At 65.0% G+C, this 22,764-nt stretch carries 24 protein-coding genes; 11 read left to right on the top strand and 13 right to left on the bottom strand.

Going from position 1 to position 22,764, the window contains the following annotated elements; all coding sequences use genetic code 11:
- Position 1: 1 nt before the first annotated feature.
- Both serS and smc read right to left on the bottom strand, forming a co-directional pair.
- Positions 2–1,285, bottom strand: coding sequence for a serine--tRNA ligase (gene serS / locus TBD_RS06170; RefSeq protein WP_011311741.1), 1,284 nt, complete (start codon positions 1,283–1,285; stop codon positions 2–4).
- A 73-nt stretch (positions 1,286–1,358) separates the two neighbouring features.
- On the bottom strand, positions 1,359–4,856 hold the full coding sequence (gene smc / locus TBD_RS06165; protein ID WP_011311740.1) for a chromosome segregation protein SMC: 3,498 nt from the start codon (positions 4,854–4,856) through the stop codon (positions 1,359–1,361).
- Between the two features lie 89 nt (positions 4,857–4,945).
- Between smc and queF the strand changes: the two genes are divergently transcribed.
- The 4 genes from queF to TBD_RS06145 all read left to right on the top strand — a co-directional run bounded on the left by queF (position 4,946) and on the right by TBD_RS06145 (position 11,141).
- Positions 4,946–5,365 (top strand): preQ(1) synthase, encoded by a 420-nt coding sequence (gene queF / locus TBD_RS06160; protein ID WP_011311739.1) that lies wholly within the window; start codon positions 4,946–4,948, stop codon positions 5,363–5,365.
- A 4-nt stretch (positions 5,366–5,369) separates the two neighbouring features.
- A complete protein-coding gene (locus tag TBD_RS06155) occupies positions 5,370–6,638 on the top strand; it encodes an FGGY-family carbohydrate kinase (RefSeq protein ID WP_011311738.1) in 1,269 nt (422 codons plus the stop codon).
- A 283-nt stretch (positions 6,639–6,921) separates the two neighbouring features.
- Positions 6,922–7,167: a hypothetical protein gene (locus TBD_RS06150; protein WP_011311737.1), complete on the top strand. Its 246-nt coding sequence runs from the start codon at positions 6,922–6,924 to the stop codon at positions 7,165–7,167.
- Positions 7,168–7,268: 101 nt separating this feature from the next.
- The gene (locus tag TBD_RS06145; RefSeq protein WP_011311736.1) at positions 7,269–11,141 is read left to right on the top strand and encodes a hypothetical protein; all 3,873 of its coding nucleotides are present in this window, start codon (positions 7,269–7,271) and stop codon (positions 11,139–11,141) included.
- A 3-nt stretch (positions 11,142–11,144) separates the two neighbouring features.
- Here TBD_RS06145 and TBD_RS06140 read toward each other — a convergent pair whose 3' ends face one another.
- The gene (locus TBD_RS06140; protein ID WP_011311735.1) at positions 11,145–11,528 is read right to left on the bottom strand and encodes a VOC family protein; all 384 of its coding nucleotides are present in this window, start codon (positions 11,526–11,528) and stop codon (positions 11,145–11,147) included.
- Positions 11,521–12,423, bottom strand: coding sequence for a DMT family transporter (locus tag TBD_RS06135; RefSeq protein ID WP_041432435.1), 903 nt, complete (start codon positions 12,421–12,423; stop codon positions 11,521–11,523). The genes TBD_RS06140 and TBD_RS06135 overlap by 8 nt, the downstream gene beginning before the upstream one ends.
- Before the next feature lie 99 nt (positions 12,424–12,522).
- On the opposite strand from TBD_RS06135, the gene dapC reads away from it, so the two are divergent.
- The 4 genes from dapC (at position 12,523) to TBD_RS06115 (ending at position 15,800) form a co-directional block, all read left to right on the top strand.
- Positions 12,523–13,719 carry a succinyldiaminopimelate transaminase gene (gene dapC, locus TBD_RS06130; protein ID WP_011311733.1) on the top strand — a complete coding sequence of 399 codons (1,197 nt, stop codon included), beginning with the start codon at positions 12,523–12,525 and terminating at the stop codon, positions 13,717–13,719.
- Positions 13,720–13,757: 38 nt separating this feature from the next.
- Positions 13,758–14,582 carry a 2,3,4,5-tetrahydropyridine-2,6-dicarboxylate N-succinyltransferase gene (gene dapD, locus TBD_RS06125; protein ID WP_011311732.1) on the top strand — a complete coding sequence of 275 codons (825 nt, stop codon included), beginning with the start codon at positions 13,758–13,760 and terminating at the stop codon, positions 14,580–14,582.
- 88 nt (positions 14,583–14,670) lie between these two features.
- The gene (locus tag TBD_RS06120; RefSeq protein ID WP_011311731.1) at positions 14,671–15,447 is read left to right on the top strand and encodes a M48 family metallopeptidase; all 777 of its coding nucleotides are present in this window, start codon (positions 14,671–14,673) and stop codon (positions 15,445–15,447) included.
- Entirely contained in the window at positions 15,444–15,800 is a 357-nt protein-coding gene (locus tag TBD_RS06115) for a DUF4870 family protein (RefSeq protein ID WP_011311730.1), read from the top strand. The genes TBD_RS06120 and TBD_RS06115 overlap by 4 nt, the downstream gene beginning before the upstream one ends.
- A 34-nt stretch (positions 15,801–15,834) precedes the next feature.
- On the opposite strand, the gene TBD_RS06110 is transcribed toward TBD_RS06115, so the two are convergent.
- The 4 genes from TBD_RS06110 to TBD_RS15290 all read right to left on the bottom strand — a co-directional run bounded on the left by TBD_RS06110 (position 15,835) and on the right by TBD_RS15290 (position 18,136).
- Positions 15,835–16,329, bottom strand: coding sequence for a L,D-transpeptidase (locus TBD_RS06110; RefSeq protein ID WP_011311729.1), 495 nt, complete (start codon positions 16,327–16,329; stop codon positions 15,835–15,837).
- Complete coding sequence (tadA, locus tag TBD_RS06105) at positions 16,326–16,799, bottom strand: tRNA adenosine(34) deaminase TadA (protein ID WP_041432433.1); 474 nt, start codon at positions 16,797–16,799, stop codon at positions 16,326–16,328. Before tadA ends, TBD_RS06110 begins: the two co-directional genes overlap by 4 nt.
- Entirely contained in the window at positions 16,799–17,779 is a 981-nt protein-coding gene (locus tag TBD_RS06100; RefSeq protein ID WP_011311727.1) for an integron integrase, read from the bottom strand. The genes tadA and TBD_RS06100 overlap by 1 nt, the downstream gene beginning before the upstream one ends.
- Positions 17,780–17,893: 114 nt before the next feature.
- On the bottom strand, positions 17,894–18,136 hold the full coding sequence (locus tag TBD_RS15290) for a Lar family restriction alleviation protein (protein ID WP_425314940.1): 243 nt from the start codon (positions 18,134–18,136) through the stop codon (positions 17,894–17,896).
- Positions 18,137–18,220: 84 nt separating this feature from the next.
- Between TBD_RS15290 and TBD_RS14785 the strand changes: the two genes are divergently transcribed.
- Complete coding sequence (locus TBD_RS14785; protein WP_148203018.1) at positions 18,221–18,676, top strand: hypothetical protein; 456 nt, start codon at positions 18,221–18,223, stop codon at positions 18,674–18,676.
- Positions 18,677–19,016: 340 nt separating this feature from the next.
- Here the strand turns inward: TBD_RS14785 and TBD_RS14780 are convergent, their stop codons facing one another.
- The 4 genes from TBD_RS14780 to TBD_RS14775 all read right to left on the bottom strand — a co-directional run bounded on the left by TBD_RS14780 (position 19,017) and on the right by TBD_RS14775 (position 20,741).
- Entirely contained in the window at positions 19,017–19,427 is a 411-nt protein-coding gene (locus TBD_RS14780; protein ID WP_148203017.1) for a hypothetical protein, read from the bottom strand.
- 450 nt (positions 19,428–19,877) lie between these two features.
- Positions 19,878–20,126: a hypothetical protein gene (locus TBD_RS06090; protein WP_041432429.1), complete on the bottom strand. Its 249-nt coding sequence runs from the start codon at positions 20,124–20,126 to the stop codon at positions 19,878–19,880.
- Between the two features lie 72 nt (positions 20,127–20,198).
- Positions 20,199–20,432, bottom strand: coding sequence for a hypothetical protein (locus TBD_RS06085; RefSeq protein ID WP_041432427.1), 234 nt, complete (start codon positions 20,430–20,432; stop codon positions 20,199–20,201).
- Positions 20,433–20,516: 84 nt separating this feature from the next.
- Positions 20,517–20,741 carry a hypothetical protein gene (locus TBD_RS14775; RefSeq protein ID WP_148203016.1) on the bottom strand — a complete coding sequence of 75 codons (225 nt, stop codon included), beginning with the start codon at positions 20,739–20,741 and terminating at the stop codon, positions 20,517–20,519.
- Positions 20,742–20,827: 86 nt separating this feature from the next.
- Here TBD_RS14775 and TBD_RS14525 point away from each other — a divergent pair, with 86 nt between their 5' ends.
- Together TBD_RS14525 and TBD_RS14520 are read left to right on the top strand one after the other, a co-directional pair.
- On the top strand, positions 20,828–21,334 hold the full coding sequence (locus TBD_RS14525; protein WP_011311723.1) for an HNH endonuclease: 507 nt from the start codon (positions 20,828–20,830) through the stop codon (positions 21,332–21,334).
- 370 nt (positions 21,335–21,704) lie between these two features.
- The gene (locus tag TBD_RS14520) at positions 21,705–22,172 is read left to right on the top strand and encodes a DUF1643 domain-containing protein (protein ID WP_011311722.1); all 468 of its coding nucleotides are present in this window, start codon (positions 21,705–21,707) and stop codon (positions 22,170–22,172) included.
- A 55-nt stretch (positions 22,173–22,227) separates the two neighbouring features.
- Here TBD_RS14520 and TBD_RS06075 read toward each other — a convergent pair whose 3' ends face one another.
- The gene (locus TBD_RS06075) at positions 22,228–22,467 is read right to left on the bottom strand and encodes a hypothetical protein (RefSeq protein WP_011311721.1); all 240 of its coding nucleotides are present in this window, start codon (positions 22,465–22,467) and stop codon (positions 22,228–22,230) included.
- Between the last annotated feature and the right edge of the window lie 297 nt (positions 22,468–22,764).

Genomic DNA, 22,764 nt, shown 5'->3' with positions numbered 1-22,764 from the left:
CTCAGGCCGGCGTCAGCCGCTCGACACCGCCCATCCACGGACGCAAGGCCTCGGGGACCGTGATGCTGCCGTCGGCGTTCTGATAGTTTTCGAGGATCGCGACGAGCGTGCGCCCGACCGCGAGCCCCGACCCGTTCAAGGTATGCAGAAGTTCGGGTTTGCCCTGCCCCTCGCGGAACCGCGCCTGCATGCGCCGCGCCTGGAAGGCTTCGAAGTTCGAGCACGACGAAATTTCGCGATAGGTATTCTGCGCCGGCAGCCAGACTTCGAGGTCGTAGGTCTTGGCCGCCGAGAAGCCCATGTCGCCGCTGCACAGCGCCATCTTGCGGTAAGGCAGGCCGAGCCGCTGCAGGACCGTCTCGGCGTGCGCAGCCAGTCCTTCCAGCGCGGCGTACGAGTCCTCGGGCCTGACCATCTGCACGAGCTCGACCTTGTCGAACTGGTGCTGGCGGATCATACCGCGCGTGTCGCGGCCGTAGGAGCCGGCCTCCGAGCGGAAGCACGGGGTGTGGGCGACGAATTTCAGCGGCAGCGCTTCGGCCGCAACGATCTCGTCGCGCACGAGGTTGGTGACGGGGACTTCGGCCGTCGGGATCAGGTAGAGCCTGTCGGCATCGCTGCGCGGAACGTGGAACAAGTCCTCCTCGAACTTCGGCAGCTGGCCGGTGCCGCGCATCGACTCGGCGTTGACGACGTAAGGGACGTAGACCTCGGTGTAGCCGTGCTCGGTCGTGTGCAGGTCGAGCATGAACTGCGCGAGCGCGCGGTGCAGCCGCGCCAGGCCGCCCCGCATCACGCTGAAGCGGCTGCCGGTGATCTTGACTGCGGCGGCGAAGTCGAGCTGGCCGAGCCCCTCGCCGAGGTCGACGTGGTCACGCACCGCGAAATCGAACTGACGCGGTGTCCCCCAGCGGCTGACTTCGACATTGGCGGTTTCGTCCTTTCCCGGCGCAACGGATTCGTGCGGCAGGTTCGGAATGCCCATCAGGAAATCGTTGAGCTCGGCCTGCAGTTCGGAAAGCCGGGTCTCCAGCTGCTTCAGCTCGTCCCCGAGCCCGCCGACCTCGGCCATCACCGCCGTCGTGTCCTCGCCCTTGCCTTTCAACATGCCGATCTGTTTCGAGAGCGTGTTGCGACGGCTCTGGGCATCCTGGGTACGGGTCTGGATCGTCTTGCGCTCGGCTTCGAGCGCATCGAAGCGCGCGGCATCGAAGGCAAAGCCCCGCGCCGCGAGGCGCTCGGCGACGAGGGCCGCGTCTTTGCGCAGCAGTTGGATATCAAGCATGGTCTCGGGATCGGTGCGCGAAAGGCGCCATTTTCGCCGATCGCGCGGGTTCCCCGCTAGGGGCGGAACCGAATCAGGCCGCTTCGACCATGCCGACCGCCTCGTCGACGTCTACCGCGACGATGCGCGAGACGCCTGGCTCCTGCATGGTCACGCCGGCCAGATGTTGCGCCATTTCCATCGTCACGCGATTGTGGGTGATGAACAGGAACTGCGTCTGGTCGGACATCGCCTTGACGAGGTTGCAATAGCGGTCGGTGTTGGCGTCGTCGAGCGGCGCGTCGACCTCGTCGAGCAGGCAGAACGGCGCCGGGTTGAGCTTGAACATCGCGAACACCAGCGACAGCGCGGTCAGCGTCTTCTCGCCGCCCGACAGCAGATGGATCGACGCGTTCTTCTTGCCGGGCGGTTGCGCGAACACCTGCACGCCCGAATCGAGCAGTTCCTCGCCGGTCAATATCAGGCGCGCCTGGCCGCCGCCGAAGAGCTTGGGAAACAGTTCGCCCATGTGCTGGTTGACCGTGTCGAAGGTTTCCTTGAGGCGCGCGCGCGACTCCTGATCGATGCGGCGGATCGCATCCTCGAGCGTCGTGACCGCTTCGGTGAGGTCGGCGCACTGCGCCGCGAGATACTCGGCGCGCGCCTGGGCCTGGGTCAGCTCCTCGAGCGCGGCGAGGTTGACCGCACCGAGCGCGGCGATTTCGTTCTGCAGACGGTTGATCTCGGCCTGGAGCTGGTTCGGCCGCGGGCTGTCGGCGAGCCCCGATTCGAGACTCGCCTCGTCGGCCGCCGCCTCGCGCAGCTGCAGTTCGAACTGCGACTGCGTCAGCATCGCTTCCTGATCCTTGAGCTTCAACTGCTCGATCGTGCGGCGTAGCGGATCGAGCCCCTGCTCGCACGCAAGTCGCGATTCGTCGTGCGTGCGCAGCTGCGCGCTTAGGCCCTCGAGCGCGTCGCGCGCGGCGGCGAGCGCCGCCTCGGCCTCGGTGCGCGTCATCAGGGCGGCCTGCAGTTCGACGTCGAGCGCGTCGGCCGGCAAGCGCGCGAGCTCTTCCCGCGCCTGCGCCAGCCGCGTCTCGTCGTCGGCGATCTCCTGATCGATGCGCGCGAGCGCGTCGCCGAGTTCGCGGATCTTGTTGCTGCAGGTGGTCAGCGCGAACCCCGCTTCCTGATGGCGGCGTTCGGCAGCGCGCTGCAGTTCGCGCGCCTCGAACACGGCGCGGTCGGCCTGATCGCGCTGCTGGCGTGCGGCGTAGAGTGCCTCGCGCGCGACCTCGCCTTGGGCGCGATAGTCCTTGAGACGGGTTTCGAGCGCTTCGATCGCCGCGTGCTCGGCCGCTTGCTGGCCGGCGACGTCCTCGAGCTCCCGGGTGATCTGGGTACTGCGGCTCTGCACCCGCTCGACGGCCTGTTGCAGCCTGAGCAATTCCATCTGCGCGGTATGGTGGCGCGCCTGCACCTGCCCGCTCTGTGCGCGCAAGGCCTGGACTTCGCGCTGGCGTTCCGCGTAGGCCTGCTGCGTCTCGGCGTAGGCCGCTTCGAGTCCCGCCACTTCCTCATGCAGCCGGGCGGAATCTTGGCCCAGGCGCTCGAGTTCGCGCCCGCGCGCAAGTATCCCCTCGACCGCCGTGTGCGGGCCATGGAAGGTCACGCTGTGACGTGTGAATAAATGGCCTTGCGGGGTCACGACATGCTCGCCGGCTCCGAGGCTCGGCTGCCGCGCCCGCGCGGCGTCGACGTCTTCGGCCCAGTAGACGCCGGCGAGCCAGTCGCCGAGCACGATCCGCGCGGCCGCGTCGTCGCTCGTGATCTTGCTCGCGAGCAGCTCGGGCGCCGGCTCCGCGTCCCCGCCGTGCCCCGCCCACAGCGTCAGGCGCGCCGGCGGAACGTCGTCGAACCAGGCTGCCGCCGCGTCGGCCGCGACCGCCTGCAGTCGTTCGCGCAGCACGGCCTCGACCGCGGCTTCCCATCCCGGCGCGACCCGCAGCTTCTCCCACAGGCGTGGCGCGTCGCCGAGACCATGCGCGCCCAGCCAGGCGCCGAGCTTTTCGTCGGCCTTGAGGCTTTCCTGCAGCTTTTTCAACGCGGCGAGCTCGGCTTCGGCCTGATGCAAGGCCTTGCGTGCGGCCTCGAGTTCGCGCGTATGCCGCGCCCGCGCGGCGTCGAGTTCGGGCAGCGCGGTTTCGGCGTCCTTGAGCTTCGCCTGTGCTTCGGCGAGCGTCTGCGCGAGTTCGTCGACCTCGAGCTGTTTGGTCGCGAGGCCGCCTGCATCGGCGCGCGGCAGTTGCGCGTGTTCCTGGGCAAGGCGCCGCTGGCGCGCGTCGAGTTGTTCGATCTGGCGCCGGGTGTGACCGAGGCTGTTCTCGTCGACCTGGCGCGACTGGTCGAGCTGCGTCACCGTGCGCTGCGCCTCGCCGACCGCTTGCTGCGCTTCGCGCAGCAAGGCTTCCTTCTGCGGCAGCGTGCTGTCGGTCGCCTGTCGCGCCGCGGCCTCGGCTTCGGCGACGGCCATTTCGAGCGCCGGCTGCTCCGCCGTCACCTCGCTCAGCGCGTCGCCGGTCGTCGCGCGCCGCGCCTGCTGGGTCTCCACGCGCGCGCCCAAGTCCTGCACCTGGCGATACAGCCGCTCGCGGGTCGCGTTCTGATGCGCCATCGTCTGTTCGATGCGGGCGACCTCGGACTGCGCCTGGTAATACGCCGCCTGCGCCGTATTGAGCGTGTCCTGTCCGGCGAACTGGCTCTGGCGCGCGGTCTCGAGCGTCGATTCGATGTGGCGCAGCCGCGCCGTTTCCGCTTCGAGCCTGTTCTGCGCCTCGGCGAGATCCTTGTCGATGCGCGCGCGCTGCTGCGCCGCGTCGTGCTTGCGCGCGAACCACAGCCGGTGCTGCGCGAAGGTCAGGTCAGCCTGCAGGCTGCGGTAATGCTGCGCGACCTCGGCCTGGGCGGCGAGCTTCTCGACCTGTTGCCCGAGCTCGCGCCGAATGTCCTCGACGCGATTGAGGTTGTCGCGGGCGTCCTTCAGGCGCGCCTCGGTTTCCTTGCGGCGCTCCTTGTATTTGGACACGCCCGCGGCTTCCTCGAGATAGCCGCGCAATTCCTCGGGCTTGGCCTCGATCAGGCGTGCGATCATGCCCTGCTCGATGATCGCGTAGGCGCGCGCACCGACGCCCGTACCGAGGAAGAGGTCGGCGACGTCGCGCCGCCGCACCCGCATGTTGTTGATGTAGTAGGTCGAGTCGCCACTGCGATCAAGGACTCGCTTGACCGCGATCTCGGCGTACTGCGACCACTGCCCGGCCGCGCGGCCGAGGTCGTTGTTGAACGCGAGCTCGACCGAGGCGCGCGACGCCGGCTTGCGGCTGCCCGAGCCGTTGAAGATCACGTCCTGCATGGTTTCGCCGCGCAGATGCTTGGCCGACGATTCGCCGAGCACCCAGCGCACGGCGTCGATCACGTTCGACTTGCCGCAGCCGTTCGGGCCGACGACGCCGGTGAGCTGGGCGGGTACGGGGATCACGGTGGGGTCGACGAAGCTCTTGAAACCGGCGAGTTTGATGTGGGTTAAGCGCAAGACCGTGCAACCTTAGCTTTATATAATGGTGTCCCCGAGCGTCCCGGGCGGACGCTTTTTCCGCCGCCCATTCTACACCGAGCTTTTTTATGCCCTCCACGCCGAGCAAGACCCTCGAAACCTTCCCCAACCCCAAGCCCGGACGCGACTTTCACATCCACATGGAGGTCCCTGAATTCACGTGTCTTTGCCCCAAGACCGGGCAGCCCGATTTCGCCACGCTCGTGCTCGACTACATCCCCAACCAGGCCTGCGTCGAACTCAAGAGCCTGAAACTCTACATGTGGAGCTTCCGCGACGAGGGGCATTTCCACGAGGACGTCACCAACCGCATCCTCGATGACCTCGTCGCCGCGACGGACCCGCGCTACATGCGGCTGACCGCCAAGTTCTACGTGCGCGGCGGCATCTTCACCAACGTCGTTGCCGAGCATCGCAAGGACGGCTGGCAGCCGGCGCCGCGCGTGGACCTGACGCAGTTCGAGCACCAGTCGAATACGCGCGGATAATTCCTTGTATTTCCTCGGAATCGACTTCGGCACCACGGGCGCCCGCGCCTGTGTCATCGACGCCCAGGGCGCGGTCGTCGTCGAGGATAAACGCGACTTCGGAACCCTCGAGGATTACGAGCGTGCCGGGGTCTGGCGCGAGGCGCTGTGGGATCTCGTCGCCGCGCTTCCCGCCGTCGTCCGTTCGGCGCTGAGCGACATCGCACTCGACGGCACCTCGGGCACGGTGCTCGCCTGCGACGAGGAGCTGAGCCCGCGGCACCCGCCGCTGCTCTACGACGACGGCCGGGCCGTCGAGGAAGCGGCGCTGATCGCGAAGACCGCGACCTCCGACCACGCGGCCGCCGCCCCGACCTCGGGACTCGCCAAGATCCTCTGGTTGAAAAAGCGCCTCGGGCTCACCGGCGCGCGCCTCTACCTCAATCAGGCCGACTGGCTCGCCGGCATGTTGAGCGGCCGCGTCGGCATGACCGACTATCACAATGCGCTGAAGATGGGCTTCGATCTCGAAGACCTGCGCTGGCCCGCCTGGGTCGACTACCTCGCCGACGTCGACTACCTCCCGGTGGCGCTCGCCCCCGGGACCCGGCTCGCGACCGTGTCGAGACCGCGCGCCCGCTACCTGGGGGTGAACCCGGGCTGCATGGTCCACGCCGGCACGACCGACTCGATCGCCGCCTTCCTCGCCTCGGGCATGCAGCGAAGCGGCGACGCCGTGACCTCGCTCGGCAGCACGCTGGTATTGAAGCTGCTGTCCGACGTCCGCGTCGAGTCCGGCGCGCACGGCATCTATTCGCACTGGTTCGGCGGGCGCTGGCTCGCCGGCGGCGCGAGCAACGCCGGCGGCGCGGTGCTGCGGCAGTTCTTCGACGACCGCCAGCTGGCCGCGCTCAGCGCCGGGATCGACGCGAGCCTCGCGAGCCCGCTCGCTTACATGCCCTTGCCGCGGCCCGGCGAACGCTTCCCGGTCAACGACCCGGCGCTCGCGCCGCGGCTCGCGCCGCGCCCGCGCGACGACCGCGAATTCCTGCACGGTCTGCTCGAAAGCCTCGCGCGGATCGAGGCGCGCGGCTACGGCCTGTTGGCCGAACTCGGCGCGACCCCGCCCGCGCGCGTCCGCACTGCGGGCGGCGGCGCCCGCAACGCTGCCTGGACCGGAATACGCGCCCGCCTCCTGAACGTGCCGGTCGCGCCCGCGACCCACACCGACGCGGCTTATGGTGCTGCGCGCCTCGCGCTGGAGGGGACGCGCTGCTTCTCACCTGCGCCCTGATCGGCGTTACGACTAAAGTCGTATAGGAATCGGTGCGCCGCTGACCTATCTTGCAGTCTGTCGCCGCGCATGACATGGGCTCGCAGGGCCCGCTGCCGGTGACTTACGCGGAGGGACGGCGCGATGAAGATGCGTACGCACTGGCGGGGAGCGGACCCGGGGGCCAGCCGGCCGCGCGGGCCACGAAGCCGATCGCAAAGCGCATTCCACGCCGGCGTGGCGCACACGACCCGGTCCAACTCCCATTGTTCCCCGCTCCGCCCGCCCGGAAGAAGCGCCTGACATGCATGCGCCCGCCAAGGACACGCGCGCGCCCGACCCGAAGTGCTGCGGTTGTGGTCTCAAGCCACGCTGCCTCGCCAACGACCTCCTGCGTCTGACCCTCATCGTCCTGCTATTGCTGCCCCTGCTGCTGATGCTGGTCGGCTGCAAGGAGCGCCGCGGCGGCGCCACACCGTCGGTGGCTTTTGGGGCTGTCGACCGCCCCGCCGGTTCGGCCGACGTCTCGCCCCTGTGGGCGTGGCGATGAAAGCGGTCCCGCCACCCAAGGCTGTATAACCCATTCCATCCTGGACGTCGGCGGCGGTTCCGTCGGCCTGATCTCCAGGGACTCCCGGAAAGGAGCACGACATGCCCCTAACAACCGACCCGACCGACCTGCTGGTCTCCGAAGCCCAGCTCGTGCCGCTGGCCGAGGTGCTCAACCTGCCGCCCGACCGCCTGCTGGGCGTCGATGCCGATGCGCTCGCGGCGCTCGGCACGCTCGGCATCCGGACGATCTTCGATCTTGCCATGTCGAGCGTCTTCGATGCCGCGGTCGAGATCGAGCGCGCCGCCGACGACCCCGCCAACGCGATGAACCGCTTCGGCCGCCCCGTCTCCGATCTTCTCAAACCGGGAATCGCCGACAGCATCGCGGTCGCCGATCTGCGCAACGAATCGATCGACATCCTCGCCGACATCGCCGACGCAGCCGCGGTGCAGAACGCGCTCGGCGTTGTCACCGTGCGCGATCTGTCGGTCTATCCGCCGTTTCGCGCCGCGCGCGAAATCCTCAACCGCGCGTTCTTTCCCGAACAGCTCGAGGCCTTCGACCCAGAGAGCCCGGCGGACCTGGTGCCGAAGTCGGGCGAGTTCCCGACCGAGCGCGTGCAATACACCTCGCTCGTGCTCGACGAAATCCTGCGCCCCGACAACGCGCCGCCGCTGATCGACATCTCGAGTCCGCAGTTCACGCCGATCGACGCGACGCGCGTGACCGACGCCGACTTCGGCTTCAGCACGCTCGGGCTCGGCATGCTGCTGACGCTGAATCAGTCGTGGTTCATGCAGGGCGTCACGCTCGGCCATCTGCTGCACAGCATGGCGCTCGCCGCGGGCGAGAGCACACGCCTCGCGGTCGTCGACTGGTCCAGAAAAGAGAGCGCCGGGCAAACCGAGGTCTTGGGCGAGACCGAGGAACTCGCTCAGGACACTTCCCGCAACCGCAGCATCAGCGAAGTCACGCAGGCGGTCGCGCGCGAAGCGCAGAGCGGGTTCTCGCATACCGAAAGTCAGTCGACGACCAAGCAGGTCGGCGCATCCGCGGGCATCTCGATCGGCCCCTTCGGCGGCGGGGTGAGCGCGAGTCTCTCCAAGACGTCGACCTCGGCCGACAGCTATGCGACGAGCGCGGGCAGCCGCGAAGTCGGCGCGTCGATGCTGCAAAACGCCAGCGACCGCACGCATCAGCACGCGCACGCATCACGCACGCGACGCGCGTCGGTGGTGCGCGAAGTCAGCCAGACCGAGCACGAGGCCGTGTCGACGCGCGTCATCACGAACTACAACCACATGCACGCGCTGACCGTGCAGTACTACGAGGTGCTGCAGATCTACCGCACCGAGATCGCGCTCACGCGCTGCGACCGCGTCGTCTTCGTGCCCTTCCGCCTGATCGACTTCGCCAACGTCGACCTGCTGCGGCGCTTCCGCGCGGCGCTCATCGACGCGGCGCTGACCCCCGCCGTGCGCGACGCGCTCGTGAACTTCGACATGCTCGAACTCGTTCCCGAGCGCCGCGTGGTGTTTCCGGGACTCGGCGGTTCGATCGCCGAGGTGCTCGAGAATCCGCGCGTCCTGATCCGTCCCGCGCGGCTCGCGCGCCGCCGCCGCCCGCCCGGCGAGGAAGAACCCGTTCCCGAAGGCGAACCGCCCGAGCCCCCGGAGCCGGAGGAGGAACCTCCGACGCGGCCGCCCCGCCCCGGCCGTCCCGACGACGTCGCCGGCACGCTATGGGAATCCGCGGCTTCCAAGCTCTCGTCCTTCTTCGGCACGCCGAGCGTACGCCGCAACTCGCAGTCGCTGTTCGTGCCGTCCGACGTGCAGATCGAGGAAGGCGCGGTGCAGAGCACGATGCGCACGATCAAGCTCGTCTTCGTGCTGCGTGACGGCACGCGCATCGTCGACCTGTCTGCGAGCGTCGCCCTCAGCGAGGTCGACCGCATCGCCCTGCAAGGCAGCAATCCGGCAGCGGACACGCCGGCGACGGCCGTGCTCGCGCTGTCGCGCAACGGCGTCGTGTTCCCGCTCGAACTGCCGACCGTGACGGTCGAAAAAGGCGCGCAGGAAACCAAGCTCATCGACGTGCGCGCCGCGGGCGCCGACGTCAATCTGGTGCAGCACCTGATGGACAACCGCCTGCACTACAGCCAGGCCGTGTTCCGCAGCCTCGACCCGGCGATGATCGCAGGTCTGCTGGCGCCATTCAGCATCACGCTCAATGGCCGAAACTTCCCGCTGGTCCAGGTTGCGGAGCCGATTCCGCTGCGCATCGTCGGCAACGCGCTCGCGTTCAAGATCAACACCGACCCGGTCAACGACCAGGAATGGCGCGATTTCATGGCCAGCCGCGGCCTCGTGATCGGCCAGTCCAAGGTCGACATCGTGCCGCTTTCGAGCGGGGGCATCTTCGCCGAGGCCGTGCTCGGCCGCTTCAACTGCGCCGAGAAGCTCGACATGTCGCGCTTCTTCAACTGGCAGGATTCGCCGATTCCGATCCAGCCATCGGAGATCGCGGCGATACAGACCGGCAGCCGCGCGCGCGACGTGAACCTCACCCCCGGCCAGTTCAGCCAGCCGCTCGTCAGCATCAGCCAGCCGGCGGCGCTGCCCGACCCGACGGGACTCGCGGGCACGCTCGCTGCGATCCAGAACGGCGCGATGTTCCGCGACATGAGCGGTCTCGCCGACACGATCAAGCTCGCGACCGAAACCGCCAAGCTATCCGCGGCGGGCGCGACCGCGGTCGGGCAACAGGCCGGCGAAGCGATGAAGACCTCGGTCAGCGCCGACACCGAGCGGCGCAAGATCGCGGCCGACCTCGAAAAAGCCAAGGTGCAGGCGGCGACCGATCTGGCCAAGGCGAAGCTCGGCAAGTCGATCCAGGACAAGAACATCACCGAGGCCGGCGCCGTCGTCAACAAGGAAGAGGAACTCAAGAAGAAGCAGCAGGAACAAGCCAAGGCCGCCGGCGGCAAGGCGCCCGCGGGCGGGGGCACGAGCGGCGGTGGCGGAACAAGCGGGGGAACAAGCGGCGGCGGGACGAGCGGCAGCTCGGGAAGCGGCGGCGGAGGCGGCTCCTCAGGCCCGGCCGCGCCGCGCTCGACGGGCAACTCGGCGCTCGACCGCATCATCGGCAACGACGAATCCCTGCGTTCGTTCATCGGCCTTGCGCCCGACTCGCCGGTGCCGACGCCCGCGGTCACCGACGAAGGCGTACCGCTGCAGGACTGGGACTTTATCGGCGGCGGCTACGCTCTTTTCTACCAGGAAACCAATGCTGGGCCGCGGGAGCTCGCCGCCGGGGCGCAAATCGAAGAGATCATCGCGGCCGATTCCTGGACCCCGACGAAAGCAGAGGACTTCCGATCCTTGCTGCTCGGCGACCGGAAGGTGCTCGCCGCTGATTTCGGGGATTTGCTGTTTGCCTTGGCTTTGCTGCCGGCGGGCAGCATGCGCGCGCTCAACATTGTGGCCTACGCCAAAAATAATCGGTCGCTGGCCCTTACCCGGGAGTTCATTTACACCAAGTCCGACGAATCGTTCACGATCCGTGACGCCGAGCCAACGACGCTGTCGGCGCTCGATCTTCAGAAGCTGATTTCACTCAACGGCGGAGCGCCAATCAGCACAAGCGACGGGGATGTCAAGCTGGCCGATGTGCGCAAAGCCTTTGCAGTGGACGGCGAGGTGCGTATTTTCAATCTGGAGACCCCACTGTCGCCGGAATACGTGCAAGCGATGGCCAATTTCTTTCAGGTGCGAGCCACCGGTTTTGTGAAGAAGCAGGTGCGCGTTGCAGCCGAAGTCATCGCCACAACAGAAAATGGAGAGCCCGTCCTCGACAAGAAGGCGTCGCTGCAGGGGGATCCGGCCGGCCAGACCGTGGATGTCCTTGTGAATCTGCTGGAGCAGGACCGTGCGCAGAGCGGCCTCTTCACGGCTTTCCCGCGCCGCGGCTGACGCCTATCGGTGCTCGACGAATTCGAGCGTGTTCGCGTCGGGATCGCGGCAGAACAGCGCTGCGCGCCCCGACTTGCTCGTGGTGTAGGCGATGCCGGCGGCGTCGAGCCGGCGCGCGAGGGCCGCGAGATCGCCCGCGCCCAGTGCGACGTGGCGGTCGCGCCCGCCGTGCTCGGGGCGCGCCGCGGCAGCATCCGGATTCGGCAAGCGCATCAGGTGCAGTTGCTGCCCGCCGCCGAGGTCATACCAGATGCCGGGATACGGCAACTCAGGACGAGGACACGGGGCCAGACCCAGCACGCCCTCGTAGAAGGCCTGCGCGTGCGCGAGGTCGGATACCAGCAGGCCCGCGTGCAACAGGCCGGCGATGTGTGGCGATTCAGCCATGACGTGTCTCCTGCGCTTGCGCGTCCTCCATGTGCCCCGAAAACAGGCTCGCGGTGATGATCATTGCGGCGCCGAGCCATTCCTGCAGACCCATGCGCTCCTCCGACAGGAAATACGCGGCGATCGCGGCGACGACGAGTTCGAACAGGAAAACCACGATCGCCTGGTTGGCCGGCACGCGCGCAAGGCCGTACTGCACAGCGTAGGTCATGCTGCCGATCAGCACCCCGACCGCGAGCAGCAGCGCCCAGACCTCCACGGGGGCGGTCGACGCGAAGTCGAGGTCGGCCGGGCGCAGAGCGAGTCCGACCACGCCCAGCACGACGACGCCGCCCCACACCGCCACGGCCTTGGCACCTTCGGTAACGCCATCGAGATGGCGCGCGATGACGTTGCTCAGCGCGAACATCACGCCGGCCGAGAGCCCGAGCCACTCGGCGCGGTTGGCCGGCAGCGGCCACTCGCCGGGCCGCCAGAGCATGGTCAGCGCGCCGCCGGCGGCCAGCGCCATGACCGCCCAGCCGGCGCGGTTGAGCCTCTCGTGCAAGAGAAAGCGGGCGAACAGCACGGTCCACAAAGGCGACAGGTAGAACAGCAGCAGCACGCGCACGACCTCGCCTTCGAGCACGCCGAGCACGTAGGCGAGATTGGTCCAGCCGGCGGCGAGGCCGAGCGCCGAGAGCCACAGCCAGTGCCCCCTTGCCTTGCGGAGGTCGCGCAGATGCAGCCAGCCCATCAGGACCAGCGGCAGCGCGTAGGAGAAGACGCCGGACGCGACTCCGCCGACCCCGGCTTCGTCGAGCAGGCGGTAGGGATACCAGATCACCCCCCACAGTGCGGCGGCGTAGACGAGACTGGCGACGGGCAGCGCGCGCTGCGAGGTAAGGGCGGGCATGGGCCTTATAATGTCGGGCTTGAAAAACGATGGCTCAGGGAGCCGGCCGCAAGTATAGAGGCCGGCCGAGAAACCACGGCACACTCGAACTGCACTGCAATGAACCCGCGTCTCGACCAACTCCACCCGTATCCGTTCCAGAAACTGCGCGAGCTGCTCGCCGGAACCGAGCCGAACCCCGAACTCGCGGCGATCAACCTGTCGATCGGCGAACCCAAACACCCGACCCCGGGCTTCATCCGCGACGCGCTGGTCGGCGGCCTCGACGGGCTGGCGAATTATCCCATCACCCAGGGTTCCGACGCGCTGCGCGCCGCGATCGCCGGCTGGGCCGCGCGCCGCTATGGCGTCACGCTCGATCCGGCGAGCGAGGTGCTGCCGGTCAACGGCTCGCGCGAAGCCTTGTTCGCCTTCGCCCAGGCGGCTGTCGACTCGACCCGCCACGGTCGGCGCACGGTGGTCTCGCCCAACCCCTTCTACCAGATCTACGAAGGCGCGACGCTGCTCGCCGGCGCCCGCCCGTTCTTCCTCAACACGCTGCCCGAGAACGGCTTCACGATGGACTGGTCGCGCGTGCCGGAAGACCTCTGGGACAGCATCAGCCTCGTCTACGTCTGCTCGCCTGGCAACCCCACCGGCAAGGTCATGACGCTCGACGAATGGCGAACCCTGTTCGCGCTCGCCGACCGACACGGCTTCGTCATCGCCGCCGACGAATGCTATTCGGAGATCTACTTCGACGAGGCCCATCCCCCGCTTGGCGCGCTAACAGCGTCGCATCAACTGGGGCGCGGCTGCAGGAACCTCGTGGTCTTCAACTCGCTGTCCAAGCGCTCCAACGTGCCCGGGCTGCGCTCGGGCATGGTCGCCGGCGACGCCGAGGTGCTGAAGAAATTCCTGCTCTACCGCACCTACCACGGCAGCGCGATGAGCCCGGCCGTGCAGGCGGCGAGCATCGCCGCGTGGAACGACGAAGCCCACGTCCTCGACAACCGTCGCCAGTACGCCGCGAAATTCGCCGCCGTCATACCGCTGCTGCGCGACGTGCTGTCTTTCGACGCGCCCGACGCGGCCTTCTATCTCTGGGCCCGCGTGCCCGGCGGCGACGACGCCGCGTTCGCGCGCGGCCTCTACGCGCAACAGCACGTCACTGTGCTGCCCGGCAGCTTCCTCGCGCGCGACGCCGCCGGGGCCAACCCCGGCAAGGGCTTCGTGCGGATCGCGCTGGTCGACACGCTCGACGCCTGCGTCGAGGCCGCTGAACGCATCGCGGCCTTCGTCACCGAGGCCGCCTGACTCTTTCTCCAACTTTCTTGAAACGGACCGCACAGATCATGCAAGAACTCCAGCCCATCATCGAAGAAGCCTTCGAACGCCGCGCCGACATCACGCCGCGCAACGCGACCCCGCAGGTCAAGGACGCCGTCATGGCCGTCATCGACCTGCTCGACATGGGACAGCTGCGCGTCGCCGAGCGGACGGACGGCCAGAACTGGACGACGAACCAGTGGGTCAAGAAGGCCGTGCTGCTGTCGTTCCGCCTCGAGGACAACGCCTTCATCAAGGGCGGCTACACCAATTATTACGACAAGGTGCCGTCGAAGTTCGCCGACTTCAACTCGAAGGACTTCCGCGAAGGCGGCTTCCGCGTCGTGCCGCCTGCGGCCGCGCGCAAGGGCTCCTACATCGGCAAGAACGTCGTGCTGATGCCTTCCTACGTCAACATCGGCGCCTACGTCGACGAAGGCACGATGGTCGACACCTGGGCGACGGTTGGTTCCTGCGCGCAGATCGGCAAGAACGTCCACCTCTCGGGCGGTGTTGGCATCGGCGGCGTGCTCGAGCCGGTGCAGGCCAACCCGACGATCATCGGCGACAACTGCTTCATCGGCGCGCGTTCCGAAGTCGTCGAGGGCGTGATCGTCGAGGACAACTGCGTGATCTCGATGGGCGTCTACATCGGCCAATCGACCAAGATCTACGACCGCGAGACCGGCGAAATCCACTACGGCCGCGTGCCGGCCGGCTCGGTCGTCGTCTCCGGCAACCTCCCTTCCAAGGACGGCAGCTATAGTCTGTATTGTGCGGTGATCGTGAAGAAGGTCGACGCCAAGACGCTGTCCAAGGTCGGCATCAACGAACTGCTGCGCGGAATCTGAGTCTGAATGAACGCGGCGCCTGCCCGGCGTTCGCCCGGGGCATCAGCCGCGACGAAGCTGCACCCCTGATCTTCCTCAAGGAGCGACCATGAACCGCAAACTCGTCGTGACCGCGCTGCTCGCCGCCAGCCTCCTCGGCTGCGAGGCGAACCCCGTGTCGGGCCGCAAGCAGCTCGTGCTGGTGTCCGAAGAACAGGCCCAGGCCTCGTCGGCGCAGGCCTACGTGCAGACGATCAGCGCGGCGCAGAAGCAGGGCAAGCTCAGCACCGACACCGCGCTGAACGCCCGCGTCAAGCGCATCACCGACCGTCTGGTGACCCAGGCCGAGGCCATGTACCCACCGAGCCGCGACTGGAAATGGTCGGTCGCGGTCATCGACGAGCCGACGCTCAACGCCTGGTGCATGCCGGGCGGCAAGATGGCGATCTATACCGGCATCGTGCGCAAACTCAACCTGACCGACGACGAAATCGCCCAGATCATGGGCCACGAGATCACCCACGCCCTGCTCGGCCACGGCCGCGAGCGCATGTCGCGCGCAATTGCGATGCAGGGCGGCATGGCGCTTGGCTCGATCGTCTCGGGGCGCGACCTGAGCATTCTCGCGCCCGTCGCCGACGTCGCAATCACGCTGCCGAACAGCCGCGAGGGCGAAACCGAAGCCGACCGCTATGGCCTCGAGCTCGCCGCGCGCGCCGGCTTCGACCCGCGCGCCGCCGTGCGCCTGTGGGAGAAAATGAGTCAGGCGAGCGGCAACGGCCCGCCGCAATTCCTCAGCACCCACCCCGCGCCGGGCAATCGCATCCAGGCGCTCAACGCACTCGTGCCACAGATGATGCCGATCTACGAGAAGGCGCGTCGATGAACACGAGCCCCGACAACGGCGTCGCCGACGACGCGAAGCTCGCGAGCCTGAAGTCCCTGACGACGGTGACCTACGCGCTCTACGCGCTGTCGCTGGTCGTCGGCGTGACCGCGATCGTCGCGATCGTGTTGAACTACATCAAGAAGGACGACGCCCGCGGCACCTGGCTCGAGAGCCACTTCACCTGGCAGATCCGCACTTTCTGGTGGAGCGTCGTCTGGTTCGTGCTCGGCTCGATCACGGTTTTCATCCTAATCGGCTGGGTCGTCCTCGGCGTCGCCTACGTCTGGTTCATCTACCGCATCGCCAAGGGCTGGCTCAACCTCAACGACAACAAGCCAATGGCCTTGTAAGCCTGCGCCGGGCTGGCGACCCGCCCGTCCGCAGCTACGAAATCCGCACCTCGGTCCCGACTTCGACGAGCTCGAAAAGCTCGGCGACGTCGGCGTTCTTCATGCGGACGCAGCCGTGCGAGGCCGGTGTGCCGATGCGGTGCTCCTCGTTCGTGCCGTGGATGTAGATATAGCGGTCGTGGCTGTCGACCGTGCCGCCCTGATTGCGGCCCGGTTCGAGGCCTTCGAGCCAGAGGATGCGCGTGAGGATCCAGTCGCGCCCCGGATTCTGGGCGTCCAGCCCGGGCGTCCATATCTCCCCCGTCGCCTGGCGAGCCTTGAACGCGGCGTAGAGCGGCGCGCCGGCGCCGATCTTCTGCGCGACACGGTGTCGCCCGCGCGGCGTGCAATAGCTGCCGCTTTGCTCGCCCGCGCCGTTGGCCGCCGTCGACACCGGATACTCGCGGATCAGCATGTCGCCATCGGGGAAGCGCTCCCACAGATAGAGTCGCTGCCGGGCGATGTCGACGTCGATCACACGTTCGTTCACTGCGTCGTCTCCTTTTTCTTCTCCAATCGCCGCGCCTCGAAAAAACCCGAGATCGTCGCCGCGCATTCGTCGGCCAGCACCCCGCCCTCGACCTCGCAATGGAAGTTGAGCCGCGGCTCGGCGAAGACGTCGACGATGCTGCCGTGCGCGCCGGTCTTGTATTCGCGCGCGCCGTAGACGACGCGCGCGATGCGCGCATGCAGGATCGCGCCGGCGCACATGACGCAGGGTTCCATCGTGACGTAGAGCGTGCAGCCGACTAGTCGATAGTTGCCCAGCCGCGCTGCGGCGTCGCGCAGCGCCATCACCTCGGCGTGCGCCGTCGGATCGAAGCTCGAAATCGGCCGGTTGTAGCCGCGTCCGACGATCTCGCCGCCGCACACGACAAGCGCGCCGACCGGCACCTCGCCTGCCGCTGCGCCCTCGGCCGCGAGTTCGAGCGCCGCGCGCATGTAATCCTCGTCGCCCATCACATGTCGAGCGGGCTCGTCACGCCGCGCCCGCCCTTGTTCAATACGTGGGTGTAAATCATCGTCGTCGAAACGTCCTTGTGGCCGAGCAGTTCCTGCACCGTGCGGATATCGTAACCGGCCTGCAACAGATGCGTCGCGAACGAATGGCGCAAAACGTGCGGCGTCACCGGCTTGTGCAGGCCGGCCGCCCTCGCCGCTTCGCGCACCGCGCGCTGCACGCTCGTTTCGTAGACGTGGTGCCGGCGCTCGACACCCGAGCGCGGATCGACCGCACGCACCGGCGACGGAAAGACGTACTGCCAGCCCCAGGCGCGGGCCGCATTCGGATACTTGGCCGCCAGCGCATCGGGAAGATAGACCGCGCCGTAGCCCGCTTCGAGATCGCGCTCGTGCAGCGTCCGCACCTTCTCGAGATGCGCCTTGAGCGGCAGGATCAGGTTTTCCGGCAGCACCGTCACCCGATCCTTGTTGCCTTTGCCCTCGCGCACGATGATCTCGCGCCGCGAGAACTCCACGTCCTTGACGCGCAGGCGTAACCCCTCGAGCAGCCGCATCCCAGTGCCGTAGAGCAGGCTCGCCACCAGGCCCATCGTCCCCGACATCGCGTTCAGCAACGCGCGCACCTCGACCTGCGTCAGCACCACGGGCAGGCGCTTCGCCGACTTCGCGACGACAACCTCGTCGAGCCACGGCAATTCGATCTTCAACACCTCGCGATAGAGGAAAAGCAGCGCCGACTTGGCCTGATTCTGCGTCGAAGCCGAAACATTCCGCTCGACCGCCAGATGGGAAAGAAATTCGCGCACCTCTGCCGCGCCCATCTCCGCCGGGTGCCGCTTCTGGTGAAAGAGGATGTAGCGCCGCGCCCAGTCGACGTAGGACTGCTCGGTGCGCAGGCTGTAGTGGCGCACGCGGATCTCGGCCCGAACCCGGTCGAGCAATTTAGGCGAATCTTGAGAAACAGCCTTAGCTTCCATCCGCTGAATTTTAGGCGTGTCTAAAAGCGGGCTCAAGCGTGGATGTCACTGAGCGGCGCGAAATAAGCCCGGCTGGTTGATTTAGGCGGCGCGGCGGTCTAAAGTCTGGGCCGTCTAAATAACGTTGGGCCGCTGGTTCCAGTTCTCTACGGCCACGCCTTCAAGCCAAGCCATGCCGTTCCGCAATGCTGAGTCTGTTCGCTCTGCCCTGCACCCACGGCACTTGATCGTTATGCTGCGCTTCTTGGTGAAGTCGTTTCCCTTGCGAAGCATCTCCGGCGTGCCTCCGCAAAACGGGCGAGGCTTCAAGCCCAACTCTGCGGTCAAGGCAGACCGGCCATCAGCGGCTTCGTTCATGTTCTGCTGGTCATCCATTGTTCTCGTCCCTCGTTGCGTCCGTTGTGGCCGGCTGCTTACCTGTAGCGTTAGAGAACACTTCCAATGGTTGCATGGCGCTATCTCTTGGCAACATTCACAATCATCGCTATATGTGCGGCGAGCCCCGCAATTGCACACGAAAGTCCCACTGGCTGCAAAATTACCGATCAAGAATTTGTCAGCCAACTTTCGACAATGAAGGACTGGAAAACAATTTACGCTGTTTTCAAACGCAATTTCCCGGGCTGCCCTGATGATGGAATGTTTGCTGAGGGATACTCCGATGTTATCGTTCGCGCGCTTGCGAAGCGCTGGGATGACGGTCGAGAACTGAAAAACATAACAGATCGCGACCCGGCATTTCGTGCCTTTGTTCTTCGGCACATCGACGCAACCACTGACCCGGATGAACTCAACCAAGCCCTCAAAAACGCGATGGAAAAGTGCCCTGTGGGCGCAAGTCGCCTATGCAAAGAATTGGCCACGAATGCGACTGCCGCTATCAAGGAAATGAAATGAGCGCAGACAAAGTGCTCTCTAACCCGGCGCTCAACCCCGCTCCCTTCGGTCGCTGGACGGCGCTAAAGCGCCGCCGGTTAGCTCTACGTTAGCGGGCTTGGTATCTACCAGTAGTTCGGCTGGACGGCATCGCCACCCGCGCCGATAGAACCAGTCCCAACGCTCATACCTGCCGTCCACCTCCAGCATAATTAGCCAGCCCTTTGCGGCCTCCCTGGTGGGCCGGAATGTTTCTGCCACAATCTCGCGCTGTGGTGTCACCAAAACAAACCCGTGCCTGCGTTTCACCCCTCTAACCCTACAGTCGAGCAGAGGCTCGGCAGCGGCCCCTTTTGCTTTGCTATTTTCCATTCTCGCCCTCGCTCACTTTTACGTTAGACCTCGCCCCCACATGAGCAACGAACGAGACCCCTACGATCTTCGCCAAAAAACTGACGAGGAACTTTGCGAGTGGATTGCCGGTTGGAACGACCAACGTGGTATCGGCCATCGTCTGCTCGGGCAACATGAGTTGGAACGCAGGCTCCAGCGGCCCAATGCAATCCGGTCTTGGCTGGCAATCGGCATTTCTGTTTTCGCCGTTGCTCTTTCTATTGTTTTCCATTTCGTAAAGTAGCCACGGCACACCTATGAGGCATAGCCATCCACCGTCGCTTAATTCGTTTTCTGCCCAGGCTTGCCCCTTAAACAGCGCGGCATATTTTGCTTGTCTCTGCCTTGTCGTAGCCAACATATATTCACGGTCTAACATGGCGCTCAACCTCGCTCCCTTCGGTCGCTGGACGGCGCTAAAGCGCCGCCGGTTAGCTCTACGTTAGAACTGCAAGGCATGTTGCCCGCTCGCCAGTTCCGCTCTTTGCTTCCGTCCCTCTCGCCGCATCTTGGCGTCGTGGCCGTTATGGCACCGCTGGCACAGCGCAGCGAGGTTCAACAGGCTCGCCGCTTCTGGCCGGTGGTCGAATACATGCGCCGTCGTCAAAACTACTTTCCCGCCCGTTACCGGGTGCGGCTTCCCATTCTCGGCTCCGCACCACTCGCAGCGGTTCTTTGCGCGGTAGAAGCGCACAAACCGGCTGCGCAGTTTCCAGTCTGCCGGGTAGCGTTTGCGGTTCTCTGGTCTTATCGGCATTGCAGTTCTAACCCTACGGTCAAGTTCGCTCCACTTCGTTCCGCTGGGACGCGCCGAAGCGCGCCGGTTATCTCAACCGTTGGGCGCCGTGCAGTCAGTGCAGCCGCTCCTGCAAATCCACTCGGGCTGCGGGTCGTTCTCGTATCGCTCCACACGCTCCACCTGATCGCCGCGCTTGATGTAGCCCGCCACATGCTTCGCCGTGTCCTTCTCGCTGCCGGGGTCATCCCAGCACATCGCGCTCACCTTTCCGCACTTCCTGCGGGCTATGTACAGCCCTCCAAGGTAGCGCCCGCGCTGGTCTTCGGCTGCCTGCACCATTTTTCGCTCCAAATTATTCCAAAAAATATTCCGCGCCCAACAATCCGGTCGAGCCGAGGCCCGCCAGCGCCTTCAATCCTTGCCGGGTTCCGTAAGGCCCGGCTCACCGCAAACGTTGGGCACCTTCTCTGCCAACCGCTTCTGTTCTTCCGGGCTGTCAATCGTCATCGTGTAGCCGCAACACTTCGGCCACCCATAGCGCATCGCCCCCGCGCTATCGGTGCGCTGCGTGCTCCCGCATTTGCGGCACCACACCTGCCCGCGTGCCAGTTGCGGTATCTGCTTCGCTATCGTGTCGTGTAGCATCGTTCTCTCCTTGGCCAGTGCCCAACAAGTCATTCCAGGTGACGGGCGAAAAGCCGCCCGCCCCTGAATTCAAACGTTAGGCACTCAAGTCCAGCTATATGCCAAGTCCAGCAGTTCATCTATTTGCTTCTCGTGGAATGTGCCTTCATATCTCGGTTCTCCACCATATTGCGGAACCTCAAAAAGAACGTACATATCCCAAACCCGATAAACCAAACCGCCGCCCTCCTCAAACCAAAAAACAGTGCATTCTTTTCCATGCGGCAGTTGTTCGAGTTTCTTGCGGTCTTTTGCTTTGTTCGTTCCCATTTCTCACCTTTCCGCCGTGCCTAACACGGCGTTCTAGCGGGACTGTCCGCAAGCGGCCAGCCCCTAAACTTTGTCGTTAGAAGCCTATGCCCACCAAACCACTAGACCGTCTGATGTTTGTCCAAGGAGGCGTATGCTTTTTTTGCAAACAACCTTTGCCCAAGGCAGAGGCAAGTGTTGAGCATTTACTTGCCAGCGCCAATGGCGGAGGCAACAGCGATGAAAACTGCGTCGCTTGCTGCAAGGCGGTTAATGCGCTGCTCGGCAGTATGTCGCTCAAAGAAAAATTTCAGGTCGTGCTAAATCAGAAAGGGCAGTTCAAATGCCCCAACGGAGCTGGCTCTGCCAAAGCAGCCGCAAAGCCAAAAGCACCAGCCATCGCAAAGCCAAAGGATGACAAGCTCGCGCTGGTTATTGCCAATCTGAAGCAGCGCGGCAACTCCAAACCCCGCACACTCAAAACCCTCACGAGTTCTGTCTCATCCCTCTTTCCAAAGGGCATTTCTGAGGCTGATCTCGCCGCATTGGTTCAGCAGTTGCAATCAACGGGCAAGGTCACCGTGGAAGGGAGCAAGGTTACTTATGCGCTCTGAATTAACGGCTTCTAACCCTACATTCGAGCGGGACTGCGCAAAAGCGCGCAGCCCCTCAATTCCACGTTAGCCCTCTCAAAGGAGAAGCCTCATGAGCAAGTGTAAGTATTGCAACTCTTCAAGCTTTGGAAGCGGCTGTCCACACAGCCCGAGCAAGAAACACGAACATGCAGGAGACGAGAAAAAATGCGAATATTGCAATTCGTCAAGTTATGGCTCTGGCTGTCCTCATAGCCCGACGAAAAAACATCGTCATGGAAGCGGTGCAAATAAATGTCAGTGGTGTGGGTCAACTTCAGTTGGGAGTGGCTGCCCTCACAGTCCTACAGGGAAACATGAAAAATAAGCACTAAAAAATCACAGGAGCATCATGATACAGACCGCCATAATTTCGGACTGCCAGCAATATCGCTACGAGTTGCGGCGTGTATGGGATGACACTAAACCGCTTGCGCTATTCATCGGCCTGAATCCCTCTACCGCAGATGCGGAAACGGATGACAACACTTCTCGCGTATGTATCAATTACGCAAAGCGCTGGGGCTATGGGGGCTTGTTGCTTGGAAACCTATTCGCCTTCCGTTCTACCGATCAGTCAGCTTTGTACACTGCTTCTGATCCCGTTGGCTCCGATAATGATGCTTGGCTTCGGAGGCTTCAAGCAGAAGCAGCGATAGTCATTTGTGCGTGGAGTGCGACAGGTAGCTACCGCAACCGAGACAAGGCCGTTCTTGGGTTCCTCCACAACCCCCACTGCCTCACCAAGCTGAAAAGCGGCTATCCAGGTCATCCGCTGTATAAGAGCGCAGACCTCCAGCCGGTGCCATATGAGCGCTAACAATTCATTCCACCGGACCTGCGCGAAAAGCCGCGCAGGCCGGTGAATTCAAACGTTAGGCCGCATCAAGAATCTCTTTTTCCACGATGCGAAGAACACCAATCGCTAGGGCTAGTGGTATTCGCTGCTCGTATGCGTAAACCACTGCTTTGATTTCGTCGGCCATTTCCCCCGCGAGTTGCGCGTGCGGTTTGCTTGCTACGGCCATAAAGCGACGTGGGTCAGTGCGGCCAAACCCGGCAGTCGACGCGGACTCTCCACCATCAGGCTTCGTTTTCGGCTCTAGGTTGCTCATGCTCTATCTCCTTTGTTGGCGTCCGCATCCTCGTATCCGTGCGCCCGCACAGCATCAAGGTTTGCACGCACTGCCTCGCTGTCATGACAACCTTTGAACATTAAGCAGGCGGCATAGGGGTGGTATTCGTCGCCAAGCACGCGCATTCCACATTCTGCGCACGGGTAAGCAGTGCCTAACTCTGCGGTCAAGGCCGACCCGCCGCAAGCGGCTTTCTTTGTGTACGGAAACGCGCTTGGCTATCTCAATGAGATCATCGTTTCCCCGGATCGCCGGTTGGCTGTCGGTGCCGTCCTG

The sequence above is a fragment of the Thiobacillus denitrificans ATCC 25259 genome, assembly GCF_000012745.1.
Taxonomy (GTDB): domain Bacteria; phylum Pseudomonadota; class Gammaproteobacteria; order Burkholderiales; family Thiobacillaceae; genus Thiobacillus; species Thiobacillus denitrificans_B.
Note: the sequence above shows the minus strand (reverse complement) of the source record. Positions and strands in the feature narration are given on the sequence as shown.

Excerpts from the sequence above, each read along its gene's own strand:
- serS (WP_011311741.1), bottom strand. The coding sequence starts at position 1,285 with ATGCTTGATATCCAACTGCTGCGCAAAGACGCGGCCCTCGTCGCCGAG.
- queF (WP_011311739.1), top strand. The coding sequence starts at position 4,946 with ATGCCCTCCACGCCGAGCAAGACCCTCGAAACCTTCCCCAACCCCAAG.
- TBD_RS06150 (WP_011311737.1), top strand. The coding sequence starts at position 6,922 with ATGCATGCGCCCGCCAAGGACACGCGCGCGCCCGACCCGAAGTGCTGC.
- TBD_RS06145 (WP_011311736.1), top strand. The coding sequence starts at position 7,269 with ATGCCCCTAACAACCGACCCGACCGACCTGCTGGTCTCCGAAGCCCAG.
- TBD_RS06140 (WP_011311735.1), bottom strand. The coding sequence starts at position 11,528 with ATGGCTGAATCGCCACACATCGCCGGCCTGTTGCACGCGGGCCTGCTG.
- TBD_RS06135 (WP_041432435.1), bottom strand. The coding sequence starts at position 12,423 with ATGCCCGCCCTTACCTCGCAGCGCGCGCTGCCCGTCGCCAGTCTCGTC.
- dapC (WP_011311733.1), top strand. The coding sequence starts at position 12,523 with ATGAACCCGCGTCTCGACCAACTCCACCCGTATCCGTTCCAGAAACTG.
- dapD (WP_011311732.1), top strand. The coding sequence starts at position 13,758 with ATGCAAGAACTCCAGCCCATCATCGAAGAAGCCTTCGAACGCCGCGCC.
- TBD_RS06120 (WP_011311731.1), top strand. The coding sequence starts at position 14,671 with ATGAACCGCAAACTCGTCGTGACCGCGCTGCTCGCCGCCAGCCTCCTC.
- TBD_RS06115 (WP_011311730.1), top strand. The coding sequence starts at position 15,444 with ATGAACACGAGCCCCGACAACGGCGTCGCCGACGACGCGAAGCTCGCG.
- tadA (WP_041432433.1), bottom strand. The coding sequence starts at position 16,799 with ATGGGCGACGAGGATTACATGCGCGCGGCGCTCGAACTCGCGGCCGAG.
- TBD_RS06100 (WP_011311727.1), bottom strand. The coding sequence starts at position 17,779 with ATGGAAGCTAAGGCTGTTTCTCAAGATTCGCCTAAATTGCTCGACCGG.
- TBD_RS15290 (WP_425314940.1), bottom strand. The coding sequence starts at position 18,136 with ATGAACGAAGCCGCTGATGGCCGGTCTGCCTTGACCGCAGAGTTGGGC.
- TBD_RS14785 (WP_148203018.1), top strand. The coding sequence starts at position 18,221 with ATGGTTGCATGGCGCTATCTCTTGGCAACATTCACAATCATCGCTATA.
- TBD_RS14780 (WP_148203017.1), bottom strand. The coding sequence starts at position 19,427 with ATGTTAGACCGTGAATATATGTTGGCTACGACAAGGCAGAGACAAGCA.
- TBD_RS06090 (WP_041432429.1), bottom strand. The coding sequence starts at position 20,126 with ATGGTGCAGGCAGCCGAAGACCAGCGCGGGCGCTACCTTGGAGGGCTG.
- TBD_RS06085 (WP_041432427.1), bottom strand. The coding sequence starts at position 20,432 with ATGCTACACGACACGATAGCGAAGCAGATACCGCAACTGGCACGCGGG.
- TBD_RS14775 (WP_148203016.1), bottom strand. The coding sequence starts at position 20,741 with ATGGGAACGAACAAAGCAAAAGACCGCAAGAAACTCGAACAACTGCCG.
- TBD_RS14525 (WP_011311723.1), top strand. The coding sequence starts at position 20,828 with ATGCCCACCAAACCACTAGACCGTCTGATGTTTGTCCAAGGAGGCGTA.
- TBD_RS14520 (WP_011311722.1), top strand. The coding sequence starts at position 21,705 with ATGATACAGACCGCCATAATTTCGGACTGCCAGCAATATCGCTACGAG.
- TBD_RS06075 (WP_011311721.1), bottom strand. The coding sequence starts at position 22,467 with ATGAGCAACCTAGAGCCGAAAACGAAGCCTGATGGTGGAGAGTCCGCG.